This is a genomic window from Pseudomonas sp. 58 R 12 (assembly GCF_900005865.1).
GTDB classification, from domain to species: domain Bacteria; phylum Pseudomonadota; class Gammaproteobacteria; order Pseudomonadales; family Pseudomonadaceae; genus Aquipseudomonas; species Aquipseudomonas tritici.
Genome location: NZ_CVTP01000024.1, coordinates 338,784 through 355,065 on the forward strand (window position 1 = coordinate 338,784; position 16,282 = coordinate 355,065).

Genomic DNA, 16,282 nt, shown 5'->3' on the forward strand with positions numbered 1-16,282 from the left:
ATATCCGTTTTTGCGGTCATGGCGGCTATTGGTTCCGCCCTTACGGCGGGTCACTTTTGGAAAAGAGCCCCAAAAGTGAGCCGCCGTAAGGGCGGAACCCATTGCAGCCGTTACCCAAATAACGGATATGTACTCAATCAAACCCAACCCAACCAACTCCAATAAGTCGCCGCAAACACCAACATCAACAGGTACCCAATCAGCGTCACCAGAATCCCCACGTTGGCAAACTGCCGCGCCGTAAACGTCCCCGTCCCCAGGCACACCATGTTCTGCGGCGCATTGATCGGCAGGATAAACCCATAGCTCATCACAAACCCCAACAGCATGGTCATGCCCAACCGGCTGAAATCCCCCGGCAAGGTCTGCAGCACCGCGATCAAAATCGGCAGCAACGCCGAGGTCAACGCCGTGGCGCTGGCGAATCCCAGGTGAATCAGGATCAGGAATGCGCCAAGAATCGCAAACACACCCAAGGGCCCGACTTGATCCAACCCCGTGTGGGCCACGACAGCAGAACCCAGCCATTGACCGGCCTGGGTGGTCAGCAGCGCCGTGCCGAGGCTGATGCCAACCCCGAACACAATCACCGTACCCCACGGAATGCGTGACTGCACATCCTTCCAGGTCATCACGCCGATACCCGGCAATAGCAGAAACACCAGCCCAGCGTAGGTCGTGGAGGTGGTGTCGAAACTGTGCAGGCGCCCTTCCGTGGCCCAGGCCAGCAGCAACAATACCGAAACGCTCAACAGGCGCTTCTGCGGCCCGGTCATTGGCCCGATTTCCACCAGCGACTGTGCCACCGCTTCTTTACCGCCCGGGATGCTGTCGGTCTCCGGCGGCAGCAGTTTGAGCACCAGGAACAGCAACACCGCCGACATGATCAACGCCCACGGCGCGCCGGCGATCAGCCAGTCGATCCATGACACGCGCTGACCCAGCATCTTGTCCATAAAGCCAACGGTCAGCAGGTTCTGCGCGGCGGCGGTCTGGATGCCGACGTTCCAGATGCTGGTGCCCTGGGCGACGACGATCATGATGCCGGCGGCGATATTCGAACGTTTGTCGACACCAAAGGCCGCGATCACGCCCATCATGATCGGCACCACGCAGGCACTGCGCGCCGTGGCACTGGGCACCACGAGGCTGAGCAGGATGGTCACCGCAATCGCCCCCAGCAGGATGCGCCGGGTGCTGGTGCCGACCCGGCTTAACGTCACCAGGGCGATGCGCCGATCCAGGCCGGTGTGGGTCATGGCGGCGGCGATAAACAGCGCGCCGGCCACCAGCGCCAACGCCGGGTTGGAGAACCCGGTAAGGGCCATGCTGATCGCCGGGCTGGTGCCGATCAAGTGCGTCGGGTCTTGCAGCGACGGCGCGGTCCCCAACAAAAACGCTATCAGCGAAGTGATCATGATCGCGCTGGCTTCATAGGACACCGCTTCGGTGATCCACACCACCACGGCAAACGCGAGGATCGCCAGCATGCGGTGCCCGGCCACCGGCAAGTCAGTGGGCAACGGCAACAGCAGCACGCCGGTCATTACCAGCACCGCGACCACCAGGCCCAGGGGTAACTTGAATGATGCAGCGGTTGTCGCGGGGGCGTTCATGGGGTGCTCCGTCGGCCTTCAAATCAGGAAGGCAGCATGGGGCAAACCGCCGCGAGGCGTGTTGACGGACATCAACGCGCCAGGTCAACCCTCAGCGTCGATCTATCGGCTGGCCCCCCTCAGCACAGCATCCACCTGCTCAGCAGCCTGCAGCAGAAGGCTGTCGTTTCTAAACCCTCCAATTATTTGAAGCCCTACCGGAAGCTCCCCGGTTTTCCTTGCAAGCGGAATATTCACTTGCGGCAATCCAAATGCCATCCAGAACTTAATGAAGTCGGACGGCCCTGTGGCACCCAGGCCCAACGGAGCGACGATGCCACAGCTCGCGCCCAAAACAGCATCAAAAGGCTTGAATATCGCCTCAAGGACCGTGCCCAACTCCGCCAGGCGGCGCTTCGCCGCTGATTCTTGCGCCCAGCTTGTCGAGCTTGCGCGCTGGAACATATCCAACACTTCCCTGCTCATTTTGTCCGGATGCCGTTTCAACTCAGCCGACAGTGACCGGGCGCCCTCGCAGTCATTTATCAGCAAATGGTCATCAAACACGCTGGAAAACGTCTCGGGCAACTGCACTTCGCTGACGTGGTGCCCTGCCGCGCGCAGATCTTCCACAGCGGCCTCCAGTGAAGCGGCGACATCCTTGTCTACCTGGTCCCATCGGGCTGTACGGCAAAAGCCGAACGACCGTGGATGACGTGGCGGGCGACACGTCGGAAACCCCGGGACCAGCACTTGAGCGATCAAATTCAGGTCGCGCACGGACCGTCCATACCAACCTGCTGTGTCAAAACTGGGCGCCAGTGGCTTGACCCCTTCCATCGACACCAACCCAAACGATGGCTTGAAGGCATACACCCCACAATACGACGCGGGCTTGATCAATGATCCGGCCGTCTGTGTCCCCAGGGCGATCGGGAAAAAACCAGCGGCCATCCCCGCTGCCGACCCGGCACTCGAACTGCCAGGCGTTCTGCGAAGGTCATGTGGATTGCGGGTAGGCCCGGTGTGCATGTAGGCGAATTCGGTGGTATGGGTCTTGCCCATAATGATCGCCCCGGCCTGGCGCAGCTGCGAGACGACATGGGCGTCTCGAGATGGGCGGTTGTCGTCATAGATCGCAGAAAAAAAGCGGGTGGGATGATCCACGGTGTCGTAGTTGTCTTTGACGCCCACCGGGATACCTGCCAAGGGGCCTTTCGCGTTTGTCTGTGTTAATTGGCTTACTTGAGTCCGTACAGCATCAGGATCGAAAGATACAAAGGCGTTCAGGGTCGGTTCCTGCGATTCGATACACCCAAGGAAATGTTCGGCTACCGTATCTTCGCTCACGGCGCCCGAACGCACCCACTCTGAAAGGGTGGTGGCATCTGCATCAGCAAAATTGTCCATTAAGTCTCAACATACCTTGATTGAAGAAGGACACTTCCGTTTAACCATGAGAAAAAACTCTAACTTGCGAAGGCCGTTTCCAAATTAGACAAACCTTTTATCTCAATAGGATTTCCGGCGGGGTCCAGGAAAAACATAGTGGCTTGTTCACCGGGTTCCCCGGGAAAGCGAATGTGAGGTGGAAGGATAAATTCCACGCCACTCTTGACCAGACGGTCTCTGACCGCCGCCCAGTCAGACATTTCCAGTAGCACGCCAAGATGCGGCATCGGCACCAGATGATCGCCAACCTTTCCGGTATTCGTCACAGGAAAAGGGGTGCCCAAATGCAACGATAATTGATGCCCGAAAAAATTCACGTCTACCCATGTATCGGTACTTCGCCCTTGTACGCAACCCAGTACGCCACAATAGAACTGGCGAGAAAGTTCTAAGTCGCGAACATGAAAAGCAAAGTGAAAAATCGACTGCATAGTGCACTCCTTAAATCACCGCAAGTGAAACCAACGAGTGGGGAAAGACAGAGCTTGTGTCACTTTTACGCAAAGAGATAGCATGTAATTTTTATTCGAACCGAAAGAATTCTTTATGGATACGCGCTATCTGAAAAGCCTCATCACCGTCGTGGAATGCGGTTCCATTGCTCATGCCGCGCGCGCTGAAGGTTTGACAGCGGCGGCCATCAGCCAGCGAATTCTGGCCCTCGAACGACAACTCGGCTTCGAACTATTGTCTCGCCTCGGGCACGCGGCAAAGCCGAGTGAAGCCTGCCTCGCGCTGTTGCCCAGGGCTAAACGCATCGTTCGCGAGGTTGGGCTACTGGCGGGAGACGCCGACGGAGGGGGGCTTACGGGAGAGTTGAGGGTAGGTGCAATTTCGACCGTCCTCACCGGCCTGCTTCCCACCGCATTGCGCACCCTGACAGGGCTGGCGCCACACCTGAAACTGGTGATTGTGCCGGGAACCTCACGCTCGTTGTTTCAGGCACTTCTTGGCGGCGAACTGGACGCGGCCATATTGGTAGCTCCGCCGTTTGAACTGCCAAAAGCTATGCGCAGTGTGCCACTACGAAAGGAGCCGCTGGTCCTGCTATCGAAGGACAAGCCTTCAAGCAGTATCCTTTCTCAGCTGCAGACTCATCCCTATATTCGTTACGATCCAGACTCATGGGGCGGACGTCATGCGCAGCGTTACTTGGCAGACAACGGCTTAACGCCCACCCCCCTGATGGACCTCGACGCACTGGAAACCATAGCCATGCTGGTCGCTGAAGGCCTTGGGGTCAGTCTCGTGCCGTATTGGTCCGGCTTCGAACAATGGCGCCAGCAGTGCACAGTGAGCAGGGTAACGAGCGCGCGGTATGACAGAGACATCGTATTGGTCAGCCCTATTCAGACTGACCGGCCAAACATGATGAATGCTTTGCACCAAGCACTTTCTGCGAGCTGAAAAAGTCCTGGAAACGTCCGCCTACCCAATCAGACCAAGAGCAAGGCGCACAATCCGCTAGGCCAACAACTGGCTCAACACCGCGCGCAACTTGCCGGGCTTGACCGGTTTGTTCAGTAACGGCGCTTCCAGCCGGCGAAGTGCACGTCGGCATTGATCGGTGCGGTCAGCCGTGATGATCACCGCAGGAATGTGCTGCTCGAAATGCTCGCGCAGGTGCTTGACCACCGCACAGCCCACCACCCCATGGTCCAAGTGATAGTCCGCCAGGATCAGCTCCGGCGCCCTGCCCTGCAAGGCCAGCAACGCACCCGCCTGGTCGGTGGCGGTGACCACTTCACAGCCCCACTGCCCGAGCAGCGCGCGCATGCTCTCGAGGATGCTCACTTCGTTGTCGATCACCAGCAAACGCCGCCCTGGCAGCGGGTTACCCGTGATCGGTTGCACCGGCAACTGGCTGATCGGCAGGGGCATTTCGTCACTCAACGGCACCTCGATGCTGAACATCGAACCCCGCCCCGGCCAGGAACGCACGGCAATCGGATACCCCAGAATCTCGGCGATACGCTCGACAATCGCCAGCCCCAGCCCTACCCCCTTGCGGTCCGAGGCGCGGCCGACGTCGAGCTGGTTGAACTCGAGGAAGATCGCCTCCAGCCGGTCGGCCGCAATCCCGCGACCGGTGTCCCACACTTCCAGGCGCAGGCGATCCCCTCGGCGTCGAGCACCGAGCAGGATGCAACCTTCGTCGGTATAACGACAGGCATTGCTGAGGAAATTACGCAGAATCCGCGTCAACAGCCGCAAGTCGGTATTGATCGCATAACAGCCGGTGCGCACCCGCAGGTTCAACCCGGCCGCCTGGGCCACCGATTGAAACTCCGAAACCAGCGGCGCGAACAGCTCGTCCAGCCGATACAACGCCACGTCCGGTTTGACCGCCGCCTGATCCAGCCGCGAGATATCGAGCAAATCGGTGAGCAAATCCTCGGCGCCTTCCAGCGCCTGGTGCGTGCGCTCCACCAGCACCTGCTCAACGCTGGGCAACTGTCGCTCGCGCAAGGTGGCGATCAGCAATCGCGCGGCATTCAACGGCTGCAGCAGGTCATGGCTGGCGGCGGCGAGGTATTTGTCCTTGCTGCGGTTGGCGGCCTGGGCGGCGTCACGGGCATCGCGCAGGTCCTGTTCGATCTGTTCGCGCTGGGCGATCTGCTGTTGCAGGTTGAGGTTGGCTTCGAGCAGTTCATCGGTGCGCGCGGCGACGCGCTGTTCCAGCTCATCGTTGAGGCGGATATAGCGGTTGCGCTCGGCCTCCAGCTCGTCCAGTCGCGCGGCGAGTTCCGGGTAATGGCTCTTGCGCGCGGAGTGATTGCCCAGCCCCAGCAACCCCGCGAGGGCGCGTTGCTGGTCCTCAGAGCGCTTCGCCATAGACAACCTCGACGTCGCGCTGGCTCGACTCCCTCGGATTCGTGAGGATGCACGGGTCATGCATCGCATGCTGGGACAGGAACGGAATGTCCGCCACGCGCACGCCATGCAGGCCGAGGGTTTCATGGAAGCCAATCGCGTGCTTCAGTGCGATCAGATGCTCCACCAGCCGTCCGCAGATCTGCCGATGATTGAGGCCGCGGCAGTCGATGCCGAACGTCTCGGCAATCACCTGGAAACGCTCCGGCGCCGAGTTGTAGTTGAACGCCACCACATGCTCCACCAGCACCGCGTTGCACAACCCATGGGGCAAATCGAGGAAGCCGCCAAGGCTGTGGGACATGGCATGCACCGCGCCAAGGATCGCATTGGAAAACGCCAGGCCGGCCTGCATGCTGCCGAGCATGATTTTCTCGCGCAGGGCAATGTCGCCGGGGTTGGCGATCATCTGCACCAGGTTGCCGTTGATCAGGCGCATCGCCTCCAGCGCATGTGGGTCGGTCAGCGGACCATGGCCGGTGGAGACGAACGCTTCGATGGCATGCACCAGTGCGTCAATACCGGTACAGGCGGACAGGAACGGGTCCATGGTGGCGGTGGTTTCCGGGTCGATCAGCGACACGTCCGGCACCACCGCCTTGCTGACGATGGAGAACTTCATGCGTTCCTGCTGGTTGGAGATGATTACGAACTGCGAGACATCCGCCGAGGTGCCGGCGGTGGTTGGGATGAGGATCAGTGGCGGGCTGGGCACACGAATGGTATCCACGCCCTCGAACTCAAGGATGCTGCGCCCGTGGGCCACCACAATGCCGATGGCCTTGCCGCAATCCATCGGGCTACCGCCGCCAATGGCCACGATCACATCGCAGTGGTTTTCGCGGTACACCTCAGCACCGAGCATCACTTCTTCGACGCGGGGGTTGGGCGACACGGCGGTGTACAGGCAGTAGTCGACACCAATGGCTTGCAGGCTGGCTTCCACATCAGCCACCCAACCGGCGGCGATCACCCCGGGGTCGCTGACCACCAGCACCTTGCGCGCGCCAAAGGTCTTGGCATAGTTGCCGACGTTGTGCCGGCAGCCGGCACCAAAGATGATTTCAGGCGAGACGAATTTACGCAGAAGGCTCAGATTTGGGCTCATTGGAAAGCCTGTTTTTATTATTTTGGAAGAATGCGCTCCACACTAACTCATCCGGCTGCGATTGCAATCAGACCAAAGAGGCATCCTTCCTGCAGCACCCGAGATCAGCGGCTAGCGAAGTACATAGTGACTTCGAAGCCGATACGCAGGTCGGTAAACGCGGGTTTGGTCCACATGGGGGTTAGTCCTCTTGTTGTGCCGGAAGATTCCGGTAAGGGCATTAATGCATGGGTGGGTGGAGGAGCGAATGCTACTTTCGAAGTAGCGAAGACACTGCATTAGTCGCGGATAGATGCCAATCAAAATGTGGGAGCTGGCTTGCCTGCGATAGCGCTGGGTCAGATACAAATCAGTCGCTGATACACCGCTATCGCAGGCAAGCCAGCTCCCACAGTGGATTGCATTTCAGGTTTGAGGGTTAGAAGAAACCCAGTGGATTGATGTCGTAGCTCACCAGCAGGTTTTTGGTCTGTTGGTAATGGTCGAGCATCATCTTGTGGTTCTCACGCCCCACGCCCGACTTCTTGTACCCACCAAACGCCGCATGCGCCGGGTACAGGTGATAACAGTTGGTCCACACACGCCCGGCCTTGATCGCTCGGCCCATGCGGTACGCGCGGTTGATGTCGCGGGTCCACAAACCGGCGCCCAGGCCGAACTCGCTGTCATTGGCTATCGCCAACGCTTCGGCCTCGTCCTTGAAGGTGGTCACGCCCACTACCGGCCCGAAGATTTCCTCTTGGAACACGCGCATTTTGTTGTGGCCCTTGAGCAGGGTCGGCTGGATGTAATAGCCGCTGGACAGGTCGCCTTCCAGACGCTCGGCCGCGCCGCCAGCCAGCAGTACCGCGCCCTCTTCCTGAGCGATCTTCAGGTAGGAAAGGATCTTGTCGTATTGCTGCTCGGACGCCTGGGCGCCGACCATGGTTTCGGTGTCCAGCGGGTTGCCGCGCTTGATCTTGACGATCTTCTTCATCACCTCGGCCATGAACGCATCGTAAATCGACTCCTGCACCAGCGCCCGCGATGGGCAGGTGCACACTTCGCCCTGGTTGAAGAACGCCAGCACCAGGCCTTCGGCGGCTTTTTCGATGAATTGCGGCTCGGCCTGCATGATGTCTTCAAAGAAGATATTCGGCGACTTGCCACCCAGCTCTACGGTGGACGGAATAATGTTCTCGGCCGCCGCGTGCATGATGTGCGCGCCCACCGGGGTGGAGCCGGTAAAGGCGATCTTGGCGATGCGCTTGCTGGTGGCCAACGCCTCCCCCGCTTCGCGGCCAAAGCCTTGCACGATGTTGAGCACGCCCGGCGGCAGCAGATCATTGATCAGCTCGGCAAATACCATGATCGACAGCGGCGTCTGCTCAGCTGGCTTGAGCACGATGCAGTTACCGGCGGCCAACGCCGGCGCAAGTTTCCACGCGGCCATCAGCAGCGGGAAGTTCCACGGAATAATCTGCCCGACCACACCCAATGGCTCGTGGAAGTGATAGGCGGTGGTCAGTTCGTTGATCTCGGCGGCGCCGCCTTCCTGGGCGCGGATGCAACCGGCGAAGTAGCGGAAATGGTCAGCAGCCAGCGGCACGTCGGCGTTGAGGGTTTCGCGCACGGCCTTGCCGTTGTCCCAGGTCTCGGCCACGGCCAGCACTTCGAGGTTCTGCTCGATGCGGTCGGCGATTTTCAGCAACACCCGCGAGCGGTCCTGGGCCGATGTCTTGCCCCAGGCATCAGCGGCGGCGTGGGCGGCGTCGAGGGCCTTGTCGATATCGGCGGCGCTGGAGCGCGGGAACTCGGCGATGACTTCGCCGGTGACCGGCGAGGTATTGGTGAAGTACTCGCCATTGATCGGCGCGACAAACTCACCGCCGATGTAATTGCCGTAGCGCGGCTTGAAGCTGACGATGGCGCCGGGGGTGCCAGGTTGTGCGTAGATCATGGTGAGGCCTCTGTTTGTTGTGGGTGTTGTCTGGGGTGCAGGCGTTGCATCTGCTCGCGTTCGTACTGCGGGTACAGGTGGGTCACGCTGCGGATCAGTTCGTAGCGGCTGAGGTTGATCGCCGCGAAACGTTCGGGGATCGGGCTGCGGATCAGCTCAGGCATATCGCGACCTTGGACGGCGCCGTCACGCAGGAGCTGGTCGAGCCAGGTGAGGTAGTCGCGCATCTGTTCGAAGGGTTTTGCATCCGCCGCAATAGGGCCGTGGCCGGGCACGATCAGGGTCCAGGGCAAGCCTTGCAGGGTGGCGATATCCGCCAGCCACAGTGCAAGGCCCGGTGAATTGGGCGTGGTGAGCGCGCGCTGGTAGAACACCAGGTCTCCGGCAAACAGCACGCCGGTCTTCCGGTCGTGTATCGCCAGGTCGGCACCGGTATGGCCGCGCAGGTGCAGCAGTTGCAGGTCGTGGCTGCCGAAGGTTTTTACACCCGCTTGCAACACTTCACTCGGCAACACCACTTCAGTGCCGCGCATCCAGTCGCCAACCCTGCGGTACAGGTTCTCGGCCATGCTGTCGCCCTGCTCGTGCAGTAACTCGGCGGTGCCGGCCAGGGCGCCGATGGGCACCGCCTTGAACGCTTGGTTGCCGAGCGCATGGTCGGGGTGGTGGTGAGTCAGCAACACCTGGATCACCGGCTTATCGGTGACGCTGGCGATGGCCTGTCGCAAGGCTTCGCCGTAGCGCTTGGACGGCCCGGTGTCGATCACCACCACACCGGGTTCGGTGACGATGAACCCGACATTGACGATGTTGCCGCCATTGTCCTTGCCGAAATTGTCGGTGCTGCCCTCCAGCAGCCAGGTGTCGTCGGCGATCAGGCGGGGTTTCAGGCCGTAATCCAGCTCGGCCAGCACCGGCTGGCTGAGCATGATCAGCCAGAGCAGAATCCAGCGCCGGGTCATGGGATGACCGCTTCGAATTGACTGCCGCTGGTGTCGCGCAAGGTCAAACGCGTGGGGCCGGTGCCTTCGATGTCGAAGGCCAGGTTGGGGTTTTCGCTGACGGCAGGGAACAGTTCCAGGCGCGCCAAGACGGCGTTATCAGCGCCGCGCAACTCAGCGCTGTTGATGAAAAACTCGGGGATACCGCTGACCATCCCGTTATCCATCGGATGGGCGACTTGCAGCTTCACCCGGCTGAGTTCGGCGCGCGGGTAGCGCCCGCCGAGCACTTCGCCGAGGTGGTCTTCCCAACCCGCTTGCGTGCGCACCACGCTCGGCGCCGTGCAACCGCCGCCGGCGGCATCGATCAGGGTTGAGCCGACGTGCCACAGGCCATCCCGGGTCAACACCGCTGCGCGCAACGGCGTGGCCTGTTCGATGCGAATCCGGATCGACAGCCACGGCAGCACGCGCTCCACCGGCTGGAAGTCGACGATCTGCGGCAGCGGGTTGAGTTCGGCCCAGGCAAGGATCTTCACCACCTCGCCCTTGAACGCACGGGCATCAATCTCCAGCGGCACCTGGCGTGCGTCCTCGGCGAACGGCGGCGCCAAGAGCTTCACGCGCGCGTCGAATACGAACGGCGCATTGTCGAGGAAACGCTGGTGGTAGTAGCCCCACATCACCGAGGGCACCGGGTCGACGGGCGCGCCCCAGGCCAGCATCGGCAAACAGCAGACCCACCACCCGCGCAGAAGCATGGCTTACTCCTCGACGTGCACGCTGTCGAGGTAGGTGCGCACCGCCCACAGGGCTTCCTGGCTCAGGTAGTCAGCCATCTTCGGCATGTACACCCGGCCATCGCGTACGGCGCCGTGGCGGACCCGCTCGACAAACCACTCATCCCCGGCGTCACCGGCATCCAGCATGCGCAGGTCGGGGGCGATCCCGCCGGACTTGGCTTCCAGGCCATGGCACGCCGCGCAGTTCTGATTGTACGCCGAGGCACCGACTTCGACGGCCTTGTCATGCTCCGGGGAGGTACGATACGGGTTGGTCGCGGCCCAGCCATCGGCGTCCAGCGGCACGCCGGCCTCCTTGATCGGGGTGAGGCCTTTGGTTTCCACGGCCGTTGGGGTCACGTTGCCGTGGGCCCAGGCGGAACCGGCACCTATCGCAGCGGTAAGGAGGCAGGCGGTCAGCAAGGCGTTGCGTTTTGTTGTCATTATTTTTTCCCTCAGGAGTGCACGCAAAACCTCTTGGCAGAGGCTATGGCAACCATCTTAGGAAGCGCCCGGCAGCACCCGTATGCTGCTTTGGTGGGCGGGTTCTCATCCGTTGGTAGCAGGCCTTGTGGGGCACTGCTAAATCAGAGGCGGTTCGGGAAATTGTCCCGGCAACACCGGGACTTTTTCCGTATTCGCCAACCCGTCCAGGCAGCAACCTGTGCAGGCCAAAACCTCCACTGGGAACTGCAACCATGACAATAAGATCGCTACCCGCCCGCTCACCCCTAAGCCTTGCCGTGCAAGCCTTTCTGCTGGTGGGCAGCCTGTCCCTCAGTGCTGCAAGCTCTGCTGCCGCCGAACCTGCGAAGCCAACCCACAACGTCACCTGGGAAGACATCGCCAACGACCACCTGACGACCAAGGACGTGCTGCAATACGGCATGGGCACCAACGCCCAACGCTGGAGCCCCCTGGCCCAGGTCAACGACAAGAACGTGTTCAAGCTCACCCCGGCCTGGTCCTACTCGTTCGGCGACGAGAAGCAACGCGGCCAGGAATCCCAGGCCATCGTCAATGACGGCGTGGTCTACGTCACCGGCTCGTATTCCCGTGTGTTCGCCCTTGATGCGAAGACCGGCAAGCGCCTGTGGACCTACAACCACCGCCTGCCCGACAACATTCGCCCGTGCTGTGACGTGGTCAACCGTGGCGCGGCGATCTTTGGCGATAAGATCTACTTCGGCACCCTCGACGCGCGCCTGATTGCCCTCGACAAAAACACCGGCAAAGTGGTGTGGAACAAGAAGTTTGGTGACCACGCCGCCGGCTACACCATGACCGGCGCCCCGGTGCTGGTCAAAGACAAGGTCAGCGGCAAGGTGCTGCTGATCCACGGCAGCTCCGGCGATGAATTTGGCGTGGTCGGCCAGTTGTTTGCGCGCGACCCGGACACCGGCGAAGAGGTCTGGATGCGTCCGTTCGTGGAAGGCCATATGGGCCGCCTGAACGGCAAGGACAGCACCCCGACCGGCGACGTCAAGGCTCCTTCGTGGCCAGATGACCCGACCACCGAAACCGGCAAAGTCGAGGCCTGGAGCCACGGCGGCGGCGCGCCTTGGCAGAGCGCGAGCTTTGATGCCGAGACCAACACCATCATCGTCGGTGCCGGCAACCCTGGCCCATGGAACACCTGGGCGCGCACCTCCAAGGACGGCAACCCCCACGATTTCGACAGCCTCTACACCTCGGGCCAGGTCGGCGTCGACCCCAGCACCGGCGAAGTGAAGTGGTTCTACCAGCACACGCCGAACGATGCCTGGGACTTCTCCGGCAACAACGAACTGGTGCTGTTCGACTACAAGGACAAGGACGGCAAGGTCATCAAGGCCACCGGCCACGCTGACCGCAACGGCTTCTTCTATGTGGTGGACCGCAACAACGGCAAGCTGCAGAACGCCTTCCCGTTTGTCGACAACATCACTTGGGCCAGCCACATCGACCTGAAGACCGGCCGCCCCGTGGAGAACGAAGGCCAGCGTCCGGCCAAGCCATTGCCCGGTGAAACCAAGGGCAAGCCGGTGGAAGTCTCGCCGCCGTTCCTTGGTGGCAAAAACTGGAATCCCATGGCCTACAGCCAGGACACCGGCCTGTTCTACATCCCGGGCAATCAGTGGAAAGAGGAGTACTGGACCGAAGAGGTCAACTACAAGAAAGGCTCGGCTTATCTTGGGATGGGCTTTCGCATCAAGCGTATGTATGACGACCACGTTGGCACCCTGCGTGCGATGAACCCGACCACCGGCAAGGTGGTGTGGGAACACAAGGAAGCCCTGCCGCTGTGGGCCGGCGTGCTGGCGACCAAGGGCAACCTGGTGTTCACCGGGACCGGCGACGGTTTCTTCAAGGCTTTCGACGCAAAAACCGGCAAGGAACTGTGGAAGTTCCAGACCGGCAGCGGCATCGTCTCGCCGCCGATCACCTGGGAACAGGATGGCGAGCAGTACGTCGGCGTGACGGTCGGCTATGGCGGCGCGGTGCCGCTGTGGGGCGGCGACATGGCCGAGCTGACCAAGCCGGTGGCACAGGGTGGATCGTTCTGGGTGTTCAAGATCCCGAGTTGGGATAACAAGACCGCCCAGAAATAACCCCCCATCCCCGTCGTGGCAGCTGTCGAGCCCCAGCGAGGCTGCGTCCGCGGTGTGTCAGGCACGCCGCCAACGCAGCCTCGCCGGGGCTCGACAGCTGCTACGGCCGGGAGCCTGTTTGAAGAGGTTTCGAGATGAACTACCTGCCTTTATTACTGCTACTGTCCCTACCCTTCGCCCATGCCGACGACGGCGACGACGCCCCCCTGATCATCAACGGTTGCACCATCGCCGAACACAGCCAGTGCCCCGGCGCCAACCTCAAGGGCGCCAACCTGCGCAACCAGAACCTGAGCAAAATGAACCTGGCCGGTGCCGATTTGCGCGATGCGGATTTGCGCCACGCCAACCTGGACCTCGCCAATCTGGAAAAAGCCCAACTGCAAGGCGCCAACCTGACCCGCGCCAGCCTGCAGCAAGCCAATCTGCGCCTGGCCGACTTTACCGGTGCCACGTTGATGGCCGTGCAAGGCTGGGGGATGTTTGCCCAGGGCGCGCAATTCGAAAACGCCAACCTCAGCGCGGCCTACCTGCAATTTGCTCGGTTGTCAGGGGCGAAGATGCACAAGGCCAACCTGCGTGCGGCTGACCTGGAAATGACGTGGTTGAGCAAGGCCGACCTGCAAGGCGCGGACCTCAGTGATGCCAATCTGCAGGAGGCCAAGTTCGGTGAAAGCAACCTGGAGAAGGCCACGCTCACGGGGAGTCGCCAGCACTATGCGAACTTTCAGGATGCGAATATGGAGGGCTGCACGGACTGCCCCACAACTTGGGATCGCTGAGACAACGCAATCCAAATGTGGGAGCGGCGGTGCGACGATTCGACTTGCTCGCGAATGCGGTGGATCAGTAATGGATTGGGTGACTGACACACTGCATTCGCGAGCAAGCCCGCTCCCACAGGGGATTTGCGTCGCCACTGTCATCCCGCCACCCGCACCACCCCCATATCAATCCCCAAATGCACCAACTCAGCATGGGAACTCACCTGCAGCTTGCTCTTGAGCAAGGTCAGGTAATTGGACACGGTCTTGCTGCTGATACTCAGCTGGGCCGCAATCGAGCGGGCCGGGGTACCTCTGGCGAGCATCAGGAAAATCTCCAGTTCGCGCTGGGTCATGCTCTGCAAACGGCGGTCTGTGAGGTGATAGGCCAGTTGGGTCGCCAAGTCCTGTTCGATATAGGTGTGACCGTCGAGGATGCGCTCCACCGCATCCAGCATCACCGCAGGCGACGCGCTTTTGGTCAGGTAGCCCGATGCGCCCGCCTCCAGAGCCTGGCGCACCAGGGGCAACTCGGCGTGCTGGCTGAAAAACAGCACGCGCAACTGCGGCAAGCGCTGGCGCAGGCGGCGGGTGGTTTCCAGGCCGCTGATGCCCGGCAGGCCGAAGCCGATGATCACAAGGTTGGGCACCGCCTCATGCACGCGCGCCAGGGCTTCTTCGCCACTGGCCGCGTCACGCACCACCACGCCCGGCAGGCCGCTGCGCAACAGTCCGGCATAGCCCAGGCGGACCACGGCGTGATCATCGACCAACAGGATATTCATAATGCCTCCAATGGCAGCGGCTCTCGTCCCATGCTAGAACCCCGCGCCGCGCCGCGACCTACTACTTTGGTACTGGTTTTGCTGTCTATCGTCGCATTCCCAAGGCAGCGGGACTGGCGTGTAATAGGTGCATAACGATAACGACTGGACCCACCATGCTGCCCGTTCGACTGCCCCTAGCGGCCCTGTTGTGCCTGTTCATCACGCACGTACACGCCGACCCACCCCTGTTTTCCGCCGACGGCTACCGCATCAGCCTGTACCGCAGTCCTACGCCCGATCAACTGCCCGGTGCGACCATCGTCGACACCCCGGCCCTGCAAGCCCTGCTCAACCAGACGCCCGCACCGGTTCTGATCGACGTGTACCGGCGCCAGTGGCTGCAAGGCCGTTTCATCGAAGACCAGCCCCACGCCAACCTGCCCGGCAGCCACTGGCTGGCCAACACCGGCGACGGTGACCTCTCACCGGAATGGCAAGGCTATCTCGTGCGACATCTGTACAAGTTCACCGGCGGCAACCTGGCACGCCCGCTGGTGTTCTACTGCCGCTCCGATTGCTGGCTGAGTTGGAACGCGGTAAAACGAGCCGCCGAGCTGGGCTATACCTCTGTGTACTGGTATCGCGATGGCTTGGATGCATGGGAAGCGGCAAACCTGCCAGTGATGGCTGCGACACCCGAACCCTTTGAATAAAAAACCACAACAAGAAGGTGAACGGCCATGTACAAAATTTTGATTGCCGACGATCACCCGCTGTTTCGCGAGGCGATCCACAACGTTATCAGCGACGGCTTTCCCGGCAGCGAGGTGATGGAAACCGCCGACCTGGAGAGTGCCCTCGCCCTGACCCAGGAACACGACGACCTCGACCTGATCCTGCTGGATTTGAACATGCCCGGCATGCACGGCCTCAACGGTTTGATCAACCTGCGCAACGAGTCACCGACCATCCCGGTGGTGATTGTCTCGGCCGAACAGGACAAGCAAATCGTGCTGCAAGCCATCACGTATGGCGCCGTGGGGTTTATCACCAAGTCCTCGCCACGCCTGCAAATGACCGAGGCGATCCAGCAGATTCTCAACGGCAACGTGTACCTGCCGCCGGACATCATCCGCTCCCAGAAAAACACCGGGCAACGGCGCATGAACGACAACCCCGGTTTCGCCCCGGAACTGTTGCAGGCGCTGACGCGCAAGCAACTGCTGGTGTTGGAACGGATGACCAAGGGCGAGTCGAACAAGCAGATTGCGTACACCCTGGAGATTGCCGAGACCACGGTGAAGGCGCATGTGTCGGCGATCCTGCGCAAGTTGAATGTGCATAATCGGGTGCAGGCGATACTCAGTGCCGGGGATATTGATTTCGGCTCCTACCTGCGGCGCTGAACCTCCAGACAGAACACAAAACCAAATGTGGGAGCGGGCTTGCTCGCGAATGCGGTGCATCAG

16 protein-coding genes are annotated in these 16,282 nt (G+C 61.1%); 5 read left to right on the forward strand and 11 right to left on the reverse strand.

Annotation, left to right across the window (positions count from 1 at the left end; genetic code table 11):
- Positions 1–137: 137 nt before the first annotated feature.
- The 3 genes from BFP95_RS22345 to BFP95_RS22355 form a co-directional block, all read right to left on the reverse strand.
- Positions 138–1,616, reverse strand: coding sequence for a DASS family sodium-coupled anion symporter (locus BFP95_RS22345; RefSeq protein ID WP_065910707.1), 1,479 nt, complete (start codon positions 1,614–1,616; stop codon positions 138–140).
- 102 nt (positions 1,617–1,718) lie between these two features.
- Positions 1,719–3,005, reverse strand: a complete 1,287-nt coding sequence (locus tag BFP95_RS22350; RefSeq protein WP_065910708.1) for an amidase — start codon at positions 3,003–3,005, stop codon at positions 1,719–1,721.
- A gap of 59 nt (positions 3,006–3,064) precedes the next feature.
- Positions 3,065–3,478, reverse strand: coding sequence for a VOC family protein (locus BFP95_RS22355; RefSeq protein WP_065880007.1), 414 nt, complete (start codon positions 3,476–3,478; stop codon positions 3,065–3,067).
- 115 nt (positions 3,479–3,593) lie between these two features.
- Here BFP95_RS22355 and BFP95_RS22360 point away from each other — a divergent pair, with 115 nt between their 5' ends.
- Positions 3,594–4,454 (forward strand): LysR substrate-binding domain-containing protein, encoded by an 861-nt coding sequence (locus tag BFP95_RS22360; RefSeq protein WP_065880008.1) that lies wholly within the window; start codon positions 3,594–3,596, stop codon positions 4,452–4,454.
- Positions 4,455–4,511: 57 nt separating this feature from the next.
- Here BFP95_RS22360 and BFP95_RS22365 read toward each other — a convergent pair whose 3' ends face one another.
- From BFP95_RS22365 to pedF, 7 genes are all read right to left on the reverse strand, one after another.
- Positions 4,512–5,882 carry an ATP-binding response regulator gene (locus tag BFP95_RS22365; protein WP_065910709.1) on the reverse strand — a complete coding sequence of 457 codons (1,371 nt, stop codon included), beginning with the start codon at positions 5,880–5,882 and terminating at the stop codon, positions 4,512–4,514.
- Positions 5,866–7,029 (reverse strand): alcohol dehydrogenase-like regulatory protein ErcA, encoded by a 1,164-nt coding sequence (ercA, locus tag BFP95_RS22370; protein ID WP_065872368.1) that lies wholly within the window; start codon positions 7,027–7,029, stop codon positions 5,866–5,868. Before ercA ends, BFP95_RS22365 begins: the two co-directional genes overlap by 17 nt.
- A gap of 104 nt (positions 7,030–7,133) precedes the next feature.
- Entirely contained in the window at positions 7,134–7,205 is a 72-nt protein-coding gene (pqqA, locus tag BFP95_RS29145) for a pyrroloquinoline quinone precursor peptide PqqA (RefSeq protein WP_010209364.1), read from the reverse strand.
- Between the two features lie 242 nt (positions 7,206–7,447).
- Positions 7,448–8,968 (reverse strand): acetaldehyde dehydrogenase ExaC, encoded by a 1,521-nt coding sequence (locus tag BFP95_RS22375; RefSeq protein ID WP_065872369.1) that lies wholly within the window; start codon positions 8,966–8,968, stop codon positions 7,448–7,450.
- On the reverse strand, positions 8,965–9,930 hold the full coding sequence (locus BFP95_RS22380) for a quinoprotein relay system zinc metallohydrolase 1 (RefSeq protein ID WP_065872370.1): 966 nt from the start codon (positions 9,928–9,930) through the stop codon (positions 8,965–8,967). Before BFP95_RS22380 ends, BFP95_RS22375 begins: the two co-directional genes overlap by 4 nt.
- Positions 9,927–10,670 (reverse strand): quinoprotein dehydrogenase-associated SoxYZ-like carrier, encoded by a 744-nt coding sequence (locus BFP95_RS22385; RefSeq protein WP_065910710.1) that lies wholly within the window; start codon positions 10,668–10,670, stop codon positions 9,927–9,929. Before BFP95_RS22385 ends, BFP95_RS22380 begins: the two co-directional genes overlap by 4 nt.
- 3 nt (positions 10,671–10,673) lie before the next feature.
- Entirely contained in the window at positions 10,674–11,135 is a 462-nt protein-coding gene (gene pedF / locus BFP95_RS22390) for a cytochrome c-550 PedF (RefSeq protein WP_065872372.1), read from the reverse strand.
- 254 nt (positions 11,136–11,389) lie between these two features.
- On the opposite strand from pedF, the gene exaA reads away from it, so the two are divergent.
- Both exaA and BFP95_RS22400 read left to right on the forward strand, forming a co-directional pair.
- A complete protein-coding gene (gene exaA, locus BFP95_RS22395) occupies positions 11,390–13,282 on the forward strand; it encodes a quinoprotein ethanol dehydrogenase (protein ID WP_083207129.1) in 1,893 nt (630 codons plus the stop codon).
- Between the two features lie 134 nt (positions 13,283–13,416).
- Positions 13,417–14,064, forward strand: coding sequence for a pentapeptide repeat-containing protein (locus BFP95_RS22400; protein WP_065880010.1), 648 nt, complete (start codon positions 13,417–13,419; stop codon positions 14,062–14,064).
- A gap of 140 nt (positions 14,065–14,204) precedes the next feature.
- On the opposite strand, the gene BFP95_RS22405 is transcribed toward BFP95_RS22400, so the two are convergent.
- Positions 14,205–14,831: a response regulator gene (locus BFP95_RS22405; RefSeq protein ID WP_065910711.1), complete on the reverse strand. Its 627-nt coding sequence runs from the start codon at positions 14,829–14,831 to the stop codon at positions 14,205–14,207.
- 155 nt (positions 14,832–14,986) lie between these two features.
- Here BFP95_RS22405 and BFP95_RS22410 point away from each other — a divergent pair, with 155 nt between their 5' ends.
- Together BFP95_RS22410 and BFP95_RS22415 are read left to right on the forward strand one after the other, a co-directional pair.
- Positions 14,987–15,526: a PQQ-dependent catabolism-associated CXXCW motif protein gene (locus BFP95_RS22410; RefSeq protein ID WP_065880011.1), complete on the forward strand. Its 540-nt coding sequence runs from the start codon at positions 14,987–14,989 to the stop codon at positions 15,524–15,526.
- A gap of 27 nt (positions 15,527–15,553) precedes the next feature.
- On the forward strand, positions 15,554–16,219 hold the full coding sequence (locus BFP95_RS22415; protein WP_065872377.1) for a response regulator transcription factor: 666 nt from the start codon (positions 15,554–15,556) through the stop codon (positions 16,217–16,219).
- Positions 16,220–16,282: the final 63 nt, after the last annotated feature.